Genomic DNA, 18,004 nt, shown 5'->3' with positions numbered 1-18,004 from the left:
AGCAAATAGCCTTTTCTTAGGGTATCATATCCTAAAATAATCTGTAAATCCAGAGTATCAATTATTTGCATAAAATGTTGACGAATTTGCTAGATTATACATATAATAAAGTGTCTAAAGAAAACTAATCTCTGTTAGGTGAGGCTCCTGCATAGACATAGGCCACTGCCCAGAAATGTCGAGAGACGCCAATTGGGTAGAACAGGTATTGCCGACATAAGGTCTTACTTAAGGTGGCTGAGAATACTCTACGCCATGCAGTGCTAAAGCTCAACGAGTAGGGAGGTCAAACATTCGTTTGTAGACCTTCTATTTTGCTATAGAGGTCTTTTTATTTTTTTCCCAATAGTTTTAAACAGTAAGGAGGTGGGTTTATGGATTCTGGCCCTTATCATTCGGGAAATATTATAGATATCAACTCAGGACTGAGCCAATTAACAATAGGCGCCAGACTCCGTTCTTAAAAGGAGGGAATTAGATGAATGACTTAAAAGTTCTAGGAGAATTTTATTTCAGCCAATTGCTAAATAAGCCTATCAGAGATGCTAACGGACGTCGGATTGGACGAATACTAGACATGGCCATCCGTTGGGACAGTGTCTCTCCTCATGTTACAGGGATTCGATATTCTAAAGGGGTTCATGACTTAATTCCCATCAAACTAGTCGCCTCTTGGGATTATGGCGGGATGCGCCTAAACACCGGGTTTGATCCTCAAGATATCTGCCCTCTCCATGAGGATGAAACATTTATTGGCAAATGGCTGTTAGATAAACAAATAATTGACTTAGAAGGCTCAAGATTAGTACGTGTGAACGATATCTCTTTGTCTTGGGTATCCCATGAAGATCAACGATATATCGTTCTAGTGGCTGTGGATATCGGTGTCCGGGGTTTATTCCGCCGCTTAGGGGTTGAGTTTTTATTAACTCGGATTGAGAATAAGTTTGTGGGTTGTCAATATATTAAACCTTTAGAAAATCGAACCTCCGCTCTCCAGCTTACTCGAGAAAAAGAACAGCTTCGTCAGCTTCATCCTGCAGATATTGCTGATCTTATTGAAGACATGGATTACAAACAGCGTGCGAACTTCCTCAACGCCCTTGATTCTCAACAAGCGATTGATGCTTTGGCTGAGATGGAATTGGATACGCAAGTTGAAGTGATCACTCAAATGGACGAGGAACGAGCTTCAGATATCTTAGAGGAGATGCCCCCAGATGAAGCGGCAGATATTCTCAGTGAATTGTCCTCGCAAAAGTCAGAAGAACTCCTCAGTTTAATGGAGTCTGATGACGCCGAAGATGTTCGTGAATTAATGCAATATGAGGAAAATACCGCCGGTTCACTTATGACAACGGAATATATCGGCTTGCCAATTTGGATGACGGCTGAACAAGCTATTAATGAATTAAGGCGGCTGGCTCCCGAAGCAGAAACAATTTATTATCTTTATGTAGTCGATGAACAAGAAACACTAGAAGGGGTTCTTTCTCTACGAGAACTAATTATTGCTTCTCCTGATACTACCCTAAAAGATTTAATGCACAAAAAAATTGTGAAGATCTCTCCTTATGACGATCACGAAAAGGTCGCCGATCTCATTCATAAATATGGTTTACTTGCAGTTCCCGTCGTGAATCCTCAAGATCAAATTTTAGGAATTATCACAGTTGATGATGTATTAGAATTATTGATGCCGGATCGCCCTCGCGTGGAAATTTATTCCACCTTAATTGCTCACCGACGCAAAGCAAAAGGAGGGCATAATGAATGAACCTAAAAGCACGTTTTACCCTGTTCTTTGCCATTATGGGACCGGGAATGGTCACTGCCTTTGCGGATAATGATGCTGGAGGAATTGCTACTTACGCTGCGGCAGGAGCTAAATATGGTTATTCGCTTATCTTCACTATGCTCATTAGCACTGTGCTTCTGGCCATCGCCCAAGAAATCTCTGCTCGTACTGGTGCAGTAACTGGCCGGGGGCTATCTGACTTGATTCGAGAAAATTACGGAGTAAAATGGGCTTTCTTCGCTATGAGTGTCCTTATGATTGCCAATCTAGGAACGACAGCTTCAGAGTTTTCGGGAATTGCAACGAGTTTTGAGATTTTTGGTGTAAGTAAATATATATCAGTACCGATTATGGCTTTTATCATCTGGTGGCTTGTTATCAAAACTGACTATGCCAAAATGGAAAAAATCCTGCTGTTTCTCTGCTTGACCTTTTTTAGTTATGTCATCTCCGGCATTATGGTCAAGCCACCCTGGCCTCAAGTGTTTGTCGAATCCATTACGCCCACTATTTTGGGCACCCCAGCCTTTCTCTTAATGGTGGTTGGTGTCATCGGAACTACCATTACTCCCTGGGGACAGTTCTATGTTCAATCTTCCGTCGTCGATAAGGGAATCACAGCCCAAGATTATCGCTACACACGTTGGGACGTTTTGATCGGGACTTTTTTTACCGGATTCATTGCTTTCTTCATTATCGTATCCACTGCAGCTACGCTTTTCGCGAATAATATTCCCATTGAAACAGCTAAGGATGTGGCTCTTGCCTTAAAACCCTTGGCTGGTGAATATGCTAGTTTACTTTTTGGTTTTGGATTACTTGGTGCATCTATGTTAGCGGCTTTTGTACTTCCACTAAGTACCGCCTATGCCGTTTGTGAAGCCTTCGGCTTTGAACATGGAATTAGCAAATCTCATAAAGAGGCCCCTGTGTTCTTCAGTTTATATACGGTTCTTATCGTCCTAGGAGCAGCAATCGTTTTATGGCCCGGATTATCCTTATACCACGTCATGTTGACAACTCAAGTCGTGAATGGAATCCTTTTGCCCCCAATTCTCATCTTTATGGTACTAATCGCCAGTAAGAAAAGTATCATGGGGGAGTATGTTAATTCGAAGTTTTTCAATGTTATATCCTGGACGTTTACTTGTATCCTAGTGTTACTTTCCCTGCTCTTACTTCTATCAACACTATTTCCTGAGTTTATCACTAGTGTTTTTGGGGCTTTAGGCTTTTAAAGTTTTTGGGATTTTGGTTTCTAGGGAAATTAGATGCAATAAGTATATGTTAAAATAATGGTTCAAGAAATGCCCTGCAGCCTTGCAGGGCATTTCTGCTTATCAATGAAGGAGAAACTTCAGATTCCATATTGGCTTTGTTGATTCACATGTATATTCCTCACTAGATCGTTTAATCTACCTATAGGAGTATACAAAGGAGGGGTCTTTATGGGGTTCGGACAGTTATCGATCGAACTAATTGTAGGGTTTTTTAGTCTATTACTTGTTACAAGGTTTTTAGGCAAAACCCAAATCACACAACTTACTGCTTTTGATTTTATCTCGGCATTAATTATGGGTGAGCTTCTAGGAAACGCCATTTATGATGACGATACTGGGATTGTAAAACTTATTTATGCTATTGCCCTTTGGGGTCTCCTAATCTTTACTGTACAAATTATAGGGCAAAAGTCCATTTCACTTAGAAACCTTTTCGAAGGTAAACCCTCCTTAGTTATTCAAAAAGGGATCATTGATCCGCAAGCCCTTAAAAAAAATCGGACAAACATTAATGAGCTTCTGACATTATTAAGAGATAAGAATGTTTTTTCAGTTCGAGAAGTCGAATATGCTGTACTCGAACCCAACGGCTCCTTAAGTATCTTACGAAAACCAGAATTTGATACACCAACAGTTAAAGATTTAAATATTCCCTTAAATAGCAAATCCCTACCAAAGCTTCTTGTGAGTGATGGTAAAATACTAAATCCTGTATTGCAAAGCATTGGCAAAAATGAGTCTTGGCTTATGACCAAACTTAAACAACAAGGCTATGATAATCTAGAGAACATCTTCTTTGCTGAATGGAGGGAGGAGGACGGTTTACATGTTATAGGTCACGATCAATTTGATTCTTCATTTGACGTCAATAGAGGCTAAAAACGGGCCAGTAGCTATTTAATCTACAGACCCGCTTCTGTTTAAGAATTTTATGCTTATTCCCGATTTTTTTCCTCGGCCTTTTTTAGTTCTTCTCTGGCTTTTTCTTCAGCCTTTTTAGCTTCTTCTTGAATTTTTTCTTCAGCCTTTTTAGCTTCTTCTCTGGCTTTCTCTTCAGCCTTCTTCAATGCTTCTGTAGACTTTTCTTCTTGCCGTTTTAACTCTTCCGAAGCTTTTTCTTCTACTTTTTCTATCGTCTCGTTTGACTTTTCAACCTGTTTAAAACCGGATTCAATTCGTTTTTCGGCTTGCTCAACAAGATTCTTTACTTCTTCTTTTGAGGAATCTGCAGCGTCCTTTAGTTCCTCAAGTTCATTTTTTAAAGCTTCTGCTTCTTCTACTTTTTGTTCAGCGTTTTTAATTGCTTCTGCATCCCCTGTTTTTTTAGCAACTTCAAGCTCTTGTTTAGCCTTCTCAAACTCCTTTTTGACTGCAAAAAAAGCATCTTTAGCCGCATAGAAACCATTAACTGCCGCAATCTCTTTATCTTGGTTATTTAAGGCATTTTCAATTGCATCCTTAGCCTCTTCTGGAACCTTATCAAGAATCGTCTGTAAGATTTCTTCACTTCTTTTGAACGATTCATTCAGATTCTCAACAGTCTGTACGGCTTCATCCTTCGCTTTAATTGCGTTGTTTATATGTGCGGTTGCAGAGGCTAGCATTTTAACATATTCATCTGTTGCTATACTAACAAGCTCGACTTCACCTTCGTTAGCCATAATAACTGCCTCAGCAGCTCTTTCAGTTGCAAATTGTGACATAAGTTTTGCTAGTTTTTCCTCACTTTGTGTAATTGCAATCTGAAGCTCTTCAATTTTGCGTTCTAAGCTATAAAAATTGGAATCTGGTAGTACACCGGCTGAGTCTTCAATTTCTTTCAAACTTACGACCGTTGTTAGTACTCCATCATTACTTGTTACGGAATTAGAACTTGTAGTAACATCACTGTTTGCATACACATTACCAGTAACTCCGGTTAAAAAAATAGCTAATGTCATTGTCGCAATCTTTTTTCTCATTAAATAGTCCTCCTTAAAATGTTCTACTAATTCATTCGATTGGATTATTATGTTTAGGAGGGTGCAATAAGCAAGAAAGCATATATTTCTAGTTTAAATCATCCTTCCTCGGCCTACGCAAAAAACGGGTTCAGAATTCCTCTATAGGAAACTCTGAACCCGTTGCTATTACTGTATGGAGCGGACGACGAGATTCGAACTCGCGATCCTCGGCTTGGGAAGCCAATGCTCTACCGCTGAGCCACGTCCGCTTATTTTATGGCTTGGTGGTTATTTAAAGCTTTTAATACCATCAAGCTCTTTTCCCAACAAAGAAAATTATAAGCTCTACACTTAAATATGTCAACTCATACTGTATAATTCCAGTCTTTTATACCGACGTTCAACGCTAGTTGAAGTGTGCACTAGTTTAGATGCTCTGAAAGGAGTCTGCCCAGTTCGCAAGTTCTCCACGGAAGTTCTTTGTAAGTGTTAGGATTTTGCAATAGGGTTGACTCTTAAAGTGTTCCATATACGGTACAAAACCACTTTTTGCAACAGGGATGTCAATCTGTCCTGAATGCCCAATGCAGATCACTTTACAGGAATCGTGTACACGCGTGAAGATTTTTCTAAGTTCTTGGACAGAAAAGTTTTGACACTCATCAATAATAATTGTCATATCCTTAAGATTAGTTCCTCGAAGAAATAAGGGGGTTTTGGGGTAACACCAAATGCTGTCCATCACCCGTTTCATGCTTACCTTCCTACGAATAGCCTCATTGACCAGTGCTTCTTCATTGTATACACATTGGGCCGGGTTCTCATTAATCTCTAAGAGAGCATCTATCAAAGGCTGATGATAAATGCTTTCCTTCTCGGATTGAGTGCCAGGTCTGAACCCCATAGCTGATTCTTGAACGGGATTAAAAATATAGGTTAAAGGTTGCTTAAATAGCTTAGCACAAGCAACCGCAAGGGTAGTCTTTCCAGTCCCAGCTTTGGCATTGACCATGACTAATTGATAATCAAAGATCGCATCAACATATTCACGTTGTTCTGGCGTAAGTCTTGGTGCAAATCCAAATAATAAGTTATTCTCAGGTAATGGCATAGTATCACCAACCTTGTTTACAATTATTTGTTTACCACTAAAACATAATTAATATATTACCCATACCTTATTTTAATTGAATAGAAATTTAATGCTTTTAGTATCTCAAAATTTTAAATTAGCATTCTTGTCTATTATGGTCCTTTAAAGCTGCACGGTTTTAATTGCTACGACAAAAAAAGTTCTGATTTTCCTTCAGAGGAAATACACAGAACCTTTAGACCTAATTTATAGATATTCGTAATTGTTTATATTGGCTAATAGTTAAATGGTGCCTCAGGACGGAATCGAACCGCCGACACGAGGATTTTCAGTCCTCTGCTCTACCGACTGAGCTACCGAGGCAAAAACAATAATGGTGACCCGTACGGGATTCGAACCCGTGTAACCGCCGTGAAAGGGCGGTGTCTTAGACCGCTTGACCAACGGGCCATGTGAGTAGGCTGCTTAAAAATCAACTTAATTAACGTATATATTTAAAAGACACTCACAAATATGAATTTTACACTATGTTTCTATCTATGTCAATACTTAAATGTCATTAAAATAATATTTTCTTGTTAATTCGACTATTGATTTGTTGTGCATTTGTAGTTTAGAATAACTATTTACGTGCTAAATCTTACTAGAATTAGTACCTAAATGGGATAGAAAGCTGGTTAACTCCTATCCCATTTACTACAGTATTTTTAAATATTAAATTTCTTTAAGGTTTCTTCCAATTCCTCCGCCATCTTAGCCAAAACCTGACTTGAAGAAGAAATTTCCTCGACTGATGCAGACTGTTCCTCCGTCGCAGCAGACACGGTTTGGGTCTGGCCAGTGATTTCTCGACTCGTCTCATAGATATTCGTAACTGATGAGACTATTCTTTCGCTGCCCACTGCCATTTGTTGAATCTCCTCCGAGATTTCTTCAATCTGAGAGGAAACCTGCTTAACTAAGGTCGTTATTTCACCAAAAGCTAGGCCGGCGGTCTCAGCTACTGCTGTCCCGAGTTTAACTTGGTGTGTCCCCTCATTTATTGATAAGACAGCCTTTTGTGTGTCTTGTTGAATACCACTAATCAATGAGGCTATTTGCTTTGAAGCTTCCTGAGATTGTTCAGCCAATTTACGAACCTCATCTGCTACAACGGCGAAACCTCTGCCTTGCTCACCTGCTCGTGCAGCCTCAATCGCAGCATTCAAGGCAAGTAGGTTCGTCTGAGCCGCTATACCTGAAATGGTATCTACAATTTGCCCAATTTCTTTAGAACGTTCTCCCAAGTTCATAACCACATCTGCGGATCCTATGACCGTTTTTTCAATATTAATCATTTGTTGAATTGTTTTCTCAATCGCCTGGCTTCCCTCTGATGCAGAAAAGGCGGTTTTCTCCGAGGATTTAACAACTACTTTAGCATTTTCCATCATATGTTGTATTCCTGCCGACATCTGCTCGACACTGGCAGATGTTTCATTAACTGCACTTAATTGTTTTTCTGCACCCAGGGAGACTTCGGATATAGCTGCTGCTACTTGATAAGAAGCTTGGGCTGATTGTTCTGCCCCAGCACTTAATTGTTGTGATGAGGCAGCAACTTGCTTTGAAGAAGATGACACATGTTCAACAAGTTGAATTAGATTTCTCGTCATTGTTTCAAACGCCCTGCTAAGTTGACCTAATTCATCCTTCGATTTGTTATTAAGGCTTCCTACTTTTAAATTGCCTTTTGCTATTTCCTCTGCATTCCTCGCTAATGCAACAATCTGATCGGAAATCCTTTTACTTAAAATAGTTCCTAATACCAAAGCTATTCCCAAGGCCCCTAAGATAGATACCAAAGTATAGAAAATACTGCGTATACCCTTTTCGTGATATTCATGTTGCTTCTCTGATACTAGTTTATCGATGTCATCGACCCAGTTTCCCGTCCCAATCACCCAATTATAAGGTTGGAATAATAACGTATAACTCCTCTTAGGTAACGGTTCTGTCTCGTTTGGTTTAGCAAATGAATAATCTGTATAGCCGCCATCTACTTTAGTTCCATTAGCAATGAACTCCTGGACAAATAATATACCTTCGCTGTCCACAGCATTATAGCGAGACTTACCCTCTGAAGCTTCTCTCCCAAGAAGAACAACATTCATCCCCTCTGTGGTATCAATCCAAAAGTAGTTCCCGTTGTCAAAGCGCAAATTTCTCACTAAATCAGCGGCTTTCTTTTTAGCTTCATCGGGAGTTATTTCTCCTCTTTGCTGACTTTCATAGATATCCTTAACTAAACTATGGGCAGTCTGAACCTGGAGTTTAATAGTCCGATCAAATTGTTCATATAAAGTTTCTCTATATTGTTCAACGTTGGTTTGCTCCGTTACCCTTACATTATAAATATTATAGCCTCCGAGAATAGAACCCATAATAAGTGCCGTGGCCACTAACAAAAGTATAATGCGGTACTTTATTTTTGTCATTTTTTCCATGTCCCCTTTTCTAACTACTTTAAAAACCGCGAAATGAAGGAATACATCCTTTCGAGTTGTTTTGGGTGTTAAATAAACAAAATCGCCCCCTCAAATAAGGCGCGACATAGTCCTCAATTGGCAGCTCGGCCATCATCACCCTAACGTGGAAGACCCGTAGCTTTGCGTCCTCAGCTTTAACCAAGTTTGCCTTTGTCAGTACCTTATGTAATATTTTAATGAATACTTCAATGTTCCTAGTCCTTTACTGAACTATAACACAAGGAAAACAAAAATTATATATATATTTGATGATATTCGACTAAATTATATATATTCTCTCTACTATAGGATTCATCTATTAACTCCTACTCTTTAATTAGCATTTAATTCGTACTCCCAATTCTAGGCGGGTTAAGAAGCTCTAATAACAAAATAAGACAGAAAATAAATTAATTTATTTTCTGTCTTTTATCATTACAGTAAGGGTCGTAATTATCCTACCATTTAAAATAGTATAATTATACTGGTGTATATGTTTTATAAAAATACATATAAGAATCTAGCTGATTAGACTATGTTCATATTTTCTAAACACATATGCCGATACTGAATACCATCCTAAAAATACAATAGGGGCGATATAGTTTTGCAAACCGTAGTAATGAAATAGATCTAGCTTCTCCATGATAATCCCGACGAAGGTTTTTAAATATAATATGTATTTTGGTAACAAACAAAATTTAGCCATGTTAACACAACCTTCCGATTATAGAATGTGATTACCTGTTCACACTCTGTAAATCATCTGCTATGAAAACATGGCTAACTGTGGGCAAAAATGCCCTTATCTGCTTATTGGTGGGCCATCCGCGACTCGAACGCGGGACACCCTGATTAAAAGTCAGGTGCTCTAGCCGACTGAGCTAATGGCCCAATATTTTGTACCACAGGTTTGGATTTTACACGAAAGTATTCACTCTGTCAAGGCTTTTCGTTAACATATATCATATCCCCGTAGCCCTTTTGAGAAGCTAGCAATTATAGAACATCAAACCCTAAAAAATTTCCCCTCGTACAATCGTTTGTTCCCGTCCAGGGCCGATTGCAACCAGCGTAGCCGGAACACCTGACAGCTCCTCAATTCGACGGATATAATTTTGAGCTGCCTGTGGTAGGTCCTCGAAGCGTCGAACCATTGTAATATCTTCTTGCCAACCAGGCATTTCTTCATAAACCGGTTGACATTGTTTGAAAATCTTCTGACTTTGTGGAAATTCACGGAGGATCTCGTCCCCAACCTGATAACCAACACAAATCTTAAGTTTCTCAAATCCTGTAAGAACATCGAGTTTTGTAACCGCAAAATCAGATATACCGCTGACACGGACGGCATAACGAGCAATTACTGCATCGAACCAACCGCAACGACGCGCACGGCCAGTCGTAGTTCCAAACTCGTGGCCGTTCTTCTGCATTTCAGCACCGGTCTCATCTAATAGCTCTGTAGGGAAGGGGCCTTCTCCTACACGCGTAGTATAGGCTTTTATAACCCCGATGACACGATTAATCCGGGTGGGACCGACACCAGCTCCTATACAAGCACCACCAGCAATCGGATGAGAGGATGTCACAAAGGGATAGGTACCATGATCTATATCAAGCAAGGTCCCTTGAGCTCCTTCAAACAAAACTTTCTCTCCTGCTTGAATACTCACATCGATTGTGAGGGAACTATCCGTCACCATTGAACGAATTTTTTCTGCATACCCTAGATAGGTTTCATAGATACCATCAAACTCAAGGGCTTCCTTGCCATAGACTTTAACGAATAAGTTATTCTTTTCTACTAAATTACGGCGCAGCTTATCTGCGAACTCATCTTTATCTAAAAGATCAATAATTCGTATTCCAATCCGTGAAGCCTTATCCATGTAGGCAGGGCCGATTCCACGTTTCGTGGTTCCAATTTTATGATCCCCGCGTGCCTCTTCTTCTAAGCCGTCGAGTAACCTATGATAGGGCATAATCACATGGGCGTTACTGCTGATGACTAGTTTGCCCGTCTTAATCCCCCGCTTGTCAAGGTAATCTAATTCATCTAATAAGACCTGTGGATCAATTACTACACCGTTCCCTATTACGCAAGTCTTGTCTTCATAGAGGATTCCCGAAGGGATAAGATGAAGTTTGAACTCTTCCCCATTCGCCACAACCGTGTGACCTGCATTATTACCTCCTTGGTACCTAACAACAACGTTCGCTTTTTCGGCTAGAAAATCTGTTATCTTACCCTTTCCCTCGTCTCCCCACTGAGAACCTATTAACACAACAGCGGCCATATAGATATTCCTCCCATCTTACAAGCTCTATTTCTCTAATTCCAGTCGTCTAAAAATATCATCCACATGATGCAGGTGATATTTTAAATCAAATAAACCCTGTATTTCTTCTTTGGTTAAATAGTTTAAAACACGATTATCCTCCGAAACAACGTCTATAAAGTCCAGCCCTTGCTCCCAAGCCTGAAAGGCATTCTGTTGAACCCAAGCATAGGCTTCTTCTCTCATACACCCATGTTCAACTAAAGCCAGGAGAACTCGCTGGGAAGACGTCAGGCCAAAGGTTTTTTGCAGATTCCGTTTCATCTGGTCCTCACGAATCCTAAGGCCCGCAATAACCTTAGTCATTTGGCGAAGCATGTGATCTAAAAGAATACAGCTATCTGGAAGAATAATCCGTTCTACTGAAGAATGAGTCATATCCCTTTCATGCCAGAGAGCAATATTCTCCATGGCCGCCAATGCGTTACCCCTTAAAATCCTCGACATTCCTGAGACTTGCTCGCAAATAATTGGATTACGTTTATGAGGCATGGCAGAGGAACCCTTTTGTCCTTCTGCAAAGGGTTCCTCTACTTCGAGAATATCCGTGCGTTGTAAATTACGAATCTCCGTCGAAATTTTTTCAATGGTCCCTCCAATTAAAGCCAGAGTCGTCACGAAATGAGCATGCCTATCCCTTTGTAAGATCTGGTTACTTATTAGAGCAGTCTCTAAGCCGAGATGTTGACACACTGCCTCTTCTACCCCGGGTGCAACATTAGCATAGGTTCCGACCGCTCCTGAGATCTTACCAGCACTAACAGAGGTAATGGCTTGACCAAGACGTTCACTTTGACGATCAATCTCTGCAATCCATAGGGCCAACTTTAAACCGAAAGTCAACGGCTCAGCATGAATACCATGAGTCCGACCGACCATCACGGCGTATTTGCTCTCTAAGGCTCGCTTAACTAATGCATCTCGAAGCTCTTTTAAGTCTTTTTTCAGCAACCGTCCTGAATCTCTTAATACAAGGCTTAAAGCCGTATCTTTAACATCTGAAGAGGTCAAACCAAGATGAAGGTATTTTCCAGCTTCTCCGATTTCCTCAACAACTGCTTGCAGAAAAGCAATTAAATCGTGACGCACCACAGCCTCAATTTCTAGAATTCGTTTAGGGTTAACCTTTGCCTTAGCCCGAATTTCAGCCATAGCTTCCTGAGGAATTTCCCCTTGCTTGGCCATAACCTCAGCAACCGCTAATTCAACTTCTAACCAACGTTCATATTCATAGCCATCCTGCCATAACTTTCCCATTTCCTCATGAGTATATCGATCGAGCAACAGCCTTCGCCCCCAATCAAATCTATAGGTTTTAACTAAAGTTCTTAGTAGTTTCCACAATTTAGTGCAAAGTTATCCTAGTGACTAATTACCCACTATTTTTCAACTGCTTTAGTCACTATATCTCGAGCAACTACAATACCCGTTGCCGAAGCTTGCATCAGTCCCCGAGTAATTCCTGCTCCATCTCCTATGGTATATAACCTAGGTATCTCAGTTTCAAAGTTCGTTTTAACTTTTACTTTTGAGGAGTAAAATTTAACCTCAACACCATATAATAAGGTATTTTTGGAATACATCCCGGGCGCGATTTTATCAAAGGCTTTAAGGGTCTCGATAAGGGAGGTCAAGTATCGCTCCGGCAGTACATAGCTGAGGTCTCCCGGAACCGCCGAGAGCAGTGTAGGAATCGTCGTGGATTGACGCAGTCGGCTTTCAGTCGTCCGCCTTCCCTGTAATAGATCTCCGAGACGCTGAACCATTACCCCGCCACCGGTTAACATATTTGCAAGCCGGGCAATATATCGTCCGTACTCAATCGGTTGGTTAAAGGGTTCTGTGAAACGAGTCGAAACCAATAAGGCAAAATTTGTGTTCTTAGTTTTCTTTGCAGTATCCGCATAACTATGCCCATTAACTACAGCAATGCCACCATCGTAGTGTTCTTCCGAGACAACGCCGCCGGGATTGACGCAGAAGCTCCGTGTTTTCAAATCATAGGTATCCGAATAATAGACCAATTTTGGTTCGTAAAGCTCTCTAGTTAAATGATCCAAAATAGAGTTCGGAACCTCGACACGTACTCCAATATCAATTTCGTTATTTTCTGTAACAACACCTAAGCGAACCGTTTGATCAGCAAGCCAATTGGCCCCTCCTCGGCCGGGGGCAGCAACTACATATCGTGCAAATACTTCATCCAGTCCTTGTTCATTCCTACGTTGAATGGTAGCTCCAATAGCTCCATTAGAATCCGCTAAGATTTCCTTAACTTCGGCAAGTTCCCAGAAGGTTGTATTTGTGTTTTGCATAAGATATTCATACATGCCCTTTAGCACATCATAAGCAAGCTCTGTACCTAGATGTCGTACAGGGCAATGGATTAGGGCGATGTTATGGCGAGAGGCCTCATATTCAAATTCTTCCACGCGACGGTTATCTAGACCGTACACAGTTTCCTGAGCTCCGAACTGCCGGTAAATTGAATCAGCATAATCGATTAACTCTTGGGCTTGTTCTTCTCTCATATATTCAACTAAACGACCGCCAACTGCAGGACTTAAAGACAGTTTTCCGTCACTAAACGCTCCTGCCCCTGACCATCCCCTTGTAATAGCACAGGGATTACATCCCGAGCAAACTCCGGTCGTACGGGCGGGGCACTTTCTCTTTTCTATGCTTCGACCACTATCCACAATGAGAATCTGTAGATCTTTATTGTGTTTTGATAACTCTAAAGCCGTAAAAATTCCGGCCGGACCGGCTCCAATAATCAAGACATCGACATTGTGTTTCAATTGTTTCTCCTCCTAGAGCCGTTTCATTTTTTCAAATGGTAACGAACCTCAATCACAAACAATTTCATCTTAACAATCCTGCTCCTCCTTGTCAATCCAATAACCGAACATTAATTATAAAAATACAAAAAACATTCGACACTACAGAAGGGTCTTGTCAATTCTTCGCTGTGCCAGAATCGCCATTCGATATTCGTGTCACGATAAACGAAAGCCTATTCTGTCCACCGAGTGTTAGCGGAGGATCTAGCTCCTTCAGTCGTGCCTTCTTCAGGATGACACAGTTCTTGAGTTTCTTTCATAGCAATTAGAAAAGTACTTAGTATCAAGTAAGACCGAATCTTAAGTTTAGGCCTTCTGAATAGTAGCACAAAAATCCCCCTGCCAACAAATGGGTTGGCAAGAGGGATCCGTTAAGCTGTCTGATGTTGACGATCAAGGTTTACAAACTTTGTAAACTCCTTAAGAAAGCCTAATTCAACGGTTCCTACTGGACCGTTGCGGTGTTTGGCAATAATCAACTCCGCTATTCCTTTTTTCTCTGACTCCTGATGGTAATACTCGTCCCGGTAAATAAATGAAATCACATCTGCATCTGCTTCAATCGCGCCTGACTCTAATAAATCCGACATAATCGGTCGTTTATCTTGACGTTGTTCAACTCCCCGATTAAGCTGTGATAAGGCAATCACCGGAACTTTAAGTTCACGGGCGATTCCTTTGAGGGTTCTGGAGATTTGAGCAACTTCTTGCTGTCGACTTTCGGATTTTTTCCCAACTGACAAAAGCTGAAGATAGTCAATAATAATCATCCCTAAATTGTGTTCTGACTTTAGTCGACGTGCTTTAGAACGAAGCTCTGCCAAAGTGATTCCAACCGTATCATCTATAAAGATTGGGGCATCCGATAGAGGCCCCACTGCTCGCGTCAGCTTTGGCCAATCAGCATCCAATAAATCTCCGGTCCTTACACGTTGTTGATCAACCAACGCTTCTCCACAAAGCATACGTTGCACCAACTGTTCTTTGGACATCTCCAAACTGAAAATCGCAACTGGGACCTTAGCACGAACCGCTGCATTCTGAGCCATATTTAAAACAAGTGCAGTTTTTCCCATGGAAGGGCGCGCAGCAATAATGACTAAATCAGAAGGCTGCCAACCGGATGTCATACGATCCAATTCTGTAAAAAAGGTAGGGATACCTGTTAGATTTCCTTTATGAGCATAGAGATACTCTATCTTTTCAAAAGTTTCAAGTAGCACATCACGAATAATGCTGAATCCGTCTTTAACACGTTGTCGAGAAAGGTCTAGGATAAGTTTTTCGGCTTCCTCTAAAAGCACTCGCGCTTCTTCCCCAGGCTCATATCCCCGTTCTAAGATACTGCCCGTTGCCCGGATGAGCTGACGCAAGAGGGCCTTTTCTGACACCAGCCTAGCGTAGTATTCAATATTTGCTGCGGAGGGGACGGAGCGGGCAATCTCAGAGATTGTCGCTATACCTCCCACCTGTTCCAGACGCCCCTGTTGACGTAAAGCTTCAGCAACGCTAACTAAGTCGACCGGATCTCCTTTCTCGAAGAGATCATGAATTGCCGAAAAGATCAATCGATGATTATCTCTATAAAAGTCATCCGGTTGAAGCATTTCAAAGACAGAACTTCCGGCCTCCGGTTCGAGCATCATCGCACCCAAGACCGCCTGTTCGGCCTCTAAATTCTGTGGTGGAACTTTTATGAGTTCCATATCTTCTCTCCTCCGACCATACTCAATTTCAATGGAATTATCTGTAGTAGGGGCAATTCATGAATTGCCCCTACCCTTATTAAAAAACATGCTTCAAAGCCTCTTCAATGGTACTGACAGCAACTATTTCAATGCCCTGTAAGCTTTGAGGTACATCTGCTTTATTTTCAAGTGGAATTAGAACTTTACGAACTTCTACCTGCTTTGCACCAAAAATCTTTTCGTAAATGCCCCCAACTGGTTTAACCTTACCTTGAATAGAAATCTCTCCAGTAACAGCTACATCTTGCCGAAGTGGTTGTCTTTTAATCGCACTGTAGATGGCCAAAGTAGTTGCCAGACCTGCCGAAGGACCATCAATTTTCGCTCCGCCAATGACATTGACATGCACATCGTAATTACGTAAATCCTCTCCTGTTAGATCACGTATAACTGCTGCGGCATTAAACACGGCGTCTCTAGCCATACTTCCTGCAGTTTCATTGAAGCGGATAGTTCCCTTTCCCTTCTGCCCTGGAAAGGTAATCGCCTCAATCTCTAGAACCGAACCTAAAAACCCAGATACTCCCAGTCCTAAAACTCTGCCGATTTCCTCATTACTCTGGACTTTGCGAAAAATAAAAGGGGTAAGACGGGCGGAGCGCAGGACTTCATAAACATCTGCACTTGTCACTCGAACTTCCTCTTGATCAGGGTTACGATACCTTGCCAAACCGTAAGCATCCGTCAAAATGCTATTCGCCTTTCGTCCTTCTATAACATATTCACTAATAATCTCAGGAACGTTTTCTTCTAAGGTTACTCCCAGCTTTTGACCAGCTTGACGAATAATATGTTGAACATCCTTCGGTTCTAGCGGTACAAAAAACACTTCAGAACATCGGGAACGCAGAGCAGGATTTAACTCAGCGGGATCCCTGGTAGTAGCCCCAATTAGGACAAAATCTGCTGGAGCCCCTTCATCAAAGAGTTTCTTAATCCATAACGGGACCTGTACATTGCCTGGGTCATAATATGAAGAATCGAAGAATGCACGCTTATCTTCGAGTACTTTAAGTAGTTTATTTAAAAGCAAAGGGTCCATTTCCCCTATTTCATCGATGAAGAGGATTCCCCCATGAGCATCACTTACCAGTCCCATTTTTGGTTCCGGTATGCCAGTATCTGCCAAATCATGCTTTGCTCCCTGATAGATTGGATCATGGACGGAACCTAAAAGAGGGTTAGTCACATCCCTTGGATCCCATCTCAAGGTCGTACCATCCACCTCAATAAAGGGTGCGTTCTTATTAAAGGGAGAATGAGGGCGGTTCTTAACCATTTCTAAGGCAACTCTGGCTGCTGAAGTCTTACCAACTCCCGGTGGGCCATAAATTAACATGTGCTGAGGATAAGGGGTTGCCAGTTTTGCTAAAAGCGCTTGCACAGCGCTTTCTTGCCCAACAATTTCTTCTACAGTCTGAGGACGCAAGACATCAAAGGCAGAACGTTTAAGAGAAATAGTATTCATCTTTTCGAGAATGGCTAATTTCTTAAGTGTTTGGGCATTTTCTGGTCCAGCAGTTTCCTTAAGTACGTTCATCTTAATTTCTTTGACATAATCTTCATGACGTTCCTGCATTTTCTCAGAAACCACACGTTCCAGCCGCTCTTCGACGGCACGCCGCGCTATGAGGTCTGCAATTTGTTCCTCAATTTCCTCTAATATCTGAGGGATTTCCTGCATCTTCGGTATCCTTTGGTCAGTAGGATCATCAGAAACTATTTTGCGTAATCCAGCGACTCGTTCGGGGAGTTTATCTGAACGCATAAGCTTAAGGGCTTCCAAGCGACTGGCCTTTAGCACTAGCTTGTCTGTTCCATAATAATTAGAGAGTAAAACATAAAGTGCTTCCACTTCCCGGCTCCACTCATCCTCATCTTGCAAACGATCACTAAGATTTGTTTGATTTAACCATTTTGTCAAAATCCCTTTCATCAGGGAACCCCTTTCGCGAGAACAGATTACATATCTATGTGTAAATAATCTATAACTATTTATTTCTATAGAGCATTTACATTTACCTGAAGCTTTGCAGTCACATCAGAATGGATTTTTACTTGAACCTCATAACTACCCAGGGCCTTAATCGGCTCTTTTAAATCTAACTTTCGTTTATCGACGACAACGTTATGCTGCTTTTTCAAAGCATCAACGATTTCTTTACTTGTCACAGACCCAAATAATCGACCGCCCTCACCTGTCTTTGTCTTAACTTCAATCTGTAACGCACTCAGTTTATTGCCTAATTGAACAGCCTCTTCTTTCTCTTTTGCTTTTCGGCGATCTTCCACAGCTTTCTTATGGGAAATATCCTGAATATTGCCCGTTGTGGCCTCAATAGCAAGCTTCTTCGGGAAAAGAAAATTTCTAGCAAATCCATCTGCAACCTCTAAAATTTGTCCTTTTTTACCAGTTCCTTTTACATCCGCTTGAAGAATAACTTTCATAA

At 41.2% G+C, this 18,004-nt stretch carries 13 protein-coding genes, 4 tRNA genes and 2 riboswitches; of the genes, 3 read left to right on the top strand and 14 right to left on the bottom strand.

Going from position 1 to position 18,004, the window contains the following annotated elements; translation table 11 throughout:
* Positions 1–123 precede the first annotated feature (123 nt).
* Positions 124–289: riboswitch (M-box (ykoK) riboswitch) on the top strand.
* A 189-nt stretch (positions 290–478) separates the two neighbouring features.
* The 3 genes from HGJ98_RS15980 (at position 479) to HGJ98_RS15970 (ending at position 3,957) form a co-directional block, all read left to right on the top strand.
* The gene (locus HGJ98_RS15980; RefSeq protein ID WP_291352586.1) at positions 479–1,777 is read left to right on the top strand and encodes a CBS domain-containing protein; all 1,299 of its coding nucleotides are present in this window, start codon (positions 479–481) and stop codon (positions 1,775–1,777) included.
* Positions 1,774–3,036 carry an Nramp family divalent metal transporter gene (locus HGJ98_RS15975; protein WP_291352585.1) on the top strand — a complete coding sequence of 421 codons (1,263 nt, stop codon included), beginning with the start codon at positions 1,774–1,776 and terminating at the stop codon, positions 3,034–3,036. The genes HGJ98_RS15980 and HGJ98_RS15975 overlap by 4 nt, the downstream gene beginning before the upstream one ends.
* 210 nt (positions 3,037–3,246) lie before the next feature.
* Positions 3,247–3,957 (top strand): DUF421 domain-containing protein, encoded by a 711-nt coding sequence (locus HGJ98_RS15970; RefSeq protein WP_291352584.1) that lies wholly within the window; start codon positions 3,247–3,249, stop codon positions 3,955–3,957.
* A gap of 56 nt (positions 3,958–4,013) precedes the next feature.
* On the opposite strand, the gene HGJ98_RS15965 is transcribed toward HGJ98_RS15970, so the two are convergent.
* From HGJ98_RS15965 to rplI, 14 genes are all read right to left on the bottom strand, one after another.
* Positions 4,014–5,039 (bottom strand): DUF5667 domain-containing protein, encoded by a 1,026-nt coding sequence (locus HGJ98_RS15965; RefSeq protein ID WP_291352583.1) that lies wholly within the window; start codon positions 5,037–5,039, stop codon positions 4,014–4,016.
* Positions 5,040–5,215: 176 nt separating this feature from the next.
* Positions 5,216–5,290, bottom strand: a tRNA-Gly gene (locus tag HGJ98_RS15960).
* Positions 5,291–5,448: 158 nt separating this feature from the next.
* Positions 5,449–6,132 carry a PhoH family protein gene (locus tag HGJ98_RS15955; RefSeq protein ID WP_291352582.1) on the bottom strand — a complete coding sequence of 228 codons (684 nt, stop codon included), beginning with the start codon at positions 6,130–6,132 and terminating at the stop codon, positions 5,449–5,451.
* A gap of 269 nt (positions 6,133–6,401) precedes the next feature.
* A tRNA-Phe gene (locus HGJ98_RS15950) sits at positions 6,402–6,477 on the bottom strand.
* A gap of 11 nt (positions 6,478–6,488) precedes the next feature.
* Positions 6,489–6,564 (bottom strand) — tRNA-Glu (locus tag HGJ98_RS15945).
* A 257-nt stretch (positions 6,565–6,821) separates the two neighbouring features.
* Positions 6,822–8,591 carry a methyl-accepting chemotaxis protein gene (locus HGJ98_RS15940; protein WP_291352581.1) on the bottom strand — a complete coding sequence of 590 codons (1,770 nt, stop codon included), beginning with the start codon at positions 8,589–8,591 and terminating at the stop codon, positions 6,822–6,824.
* Positions 8,592–8,716: 125 nt separating this feature from the next.
* Positions 8,717–8,801, bottom strand: a riboswitch (cyclic di-GMP riboswitch).
* Positions 8,802–9,438: 637 nt separating this feature from the next.
* A tRNA-Lys gene (locus HGJ98_RS15935) sits at positions 9,439–9,515 on the bottom strand.
* Between the two features lie 122 nt (positions 9,516–9,637).
* Positions 9,638–10,921 (bottom strand): adenylosuccinate synthase, encoded by a 1,284-nt coding sequence (locus HGJ98_RS15930; protein ID WP_291352580.1) that lies wholly within the window; start codon positions 10,919–10,921, stop codon positions 9,638–9,640.
* A gap of 27 nt (positions 10,922–10,948) precedes the next feature.
* Entirely contained in the window at positions 10,949–12,250 is a 1,302-nt protein-coding gene (purB, locus tag HGJ98_RS15925; RefSeq protein WP_291352690.1) for an adenylosuccinate lyase, read from the bottom strand.
* A gap of 92 nt (positions 12,251–12,342) precedes the next feature.
* On the bottom strand, positions 12,343–13,764 hold the full coding sequence (locus HGJ98_RS15920) for an NAD(P)/FAD-dependent oxidoreductase (protein WP_291352579.1): 1,422 nt from the start codon (positions 13,762–13,764) through the stop codon (positions 12,343–12,345).
* 215 nt (positions 13,765–13,979) lie between these two features.
* On the bottom strand, positions 13,980–14,135 hold the full coding sequence (locus HGJ98_RS15915; protein WP_291352578.1) for a hypothetical protein: 156 nt from the start codon (positions 14,133–14,135) through the stop codon (positions 13,980–13,982).
* Between the two features lie 42 nt (positions 14,136–14,177).
* Positions 14,178–15,512, bottom strand: a complete 1,335-nt coding sequence (gene dnaB / locus HGJ98_RS15910) for a replicative DNA helicase (RefSeq protein WP_291352576.1) — start codon at positions 15,510–15,512, stop codon at positions 14,178–14,180.
* Between the two features lie 79 nt (positions 15,513–15,591).
* A complete protein-coding gene (gene lonC, locus HGJ98_RS15905) occupies positions 15,592–17,490 on the bottom strand; it encodes a Lon family ATP-dependent protease (RefSeq protein WP_291352574.1) in 1,899 nt (632 codons plus the stop codon).
* 65 nt (positions 17,491–17,555) lie between these two features.
* Positions 17,556–18,002, bottom strand: coding sequence for a 50S ribosomal protein L9 (rplI, locus tag HGJ98_RS15900; protein ID WP_291352572.1), 447 nt, complete (start codon positions 18,000–18,002; stop codon positions 17,556–17,558).
* Positions 18,003–18,004 lie beyond the last annotated feature (2 nt).

This window comes from Desulfosporosinus sp. (assembly GCF_014237355.1).
Lineage (GTDB): Bacteria > Bacillota > Desulfitobacteriia > Desulfitobacteriales > Desulfitobacteriaceae > Desulfosporosinus.
The sequence above is the reverse complement of the archived record's forward strand: the minus strand, read 5'-3'. Positions and strand labels throughout refer to the sequence as shown.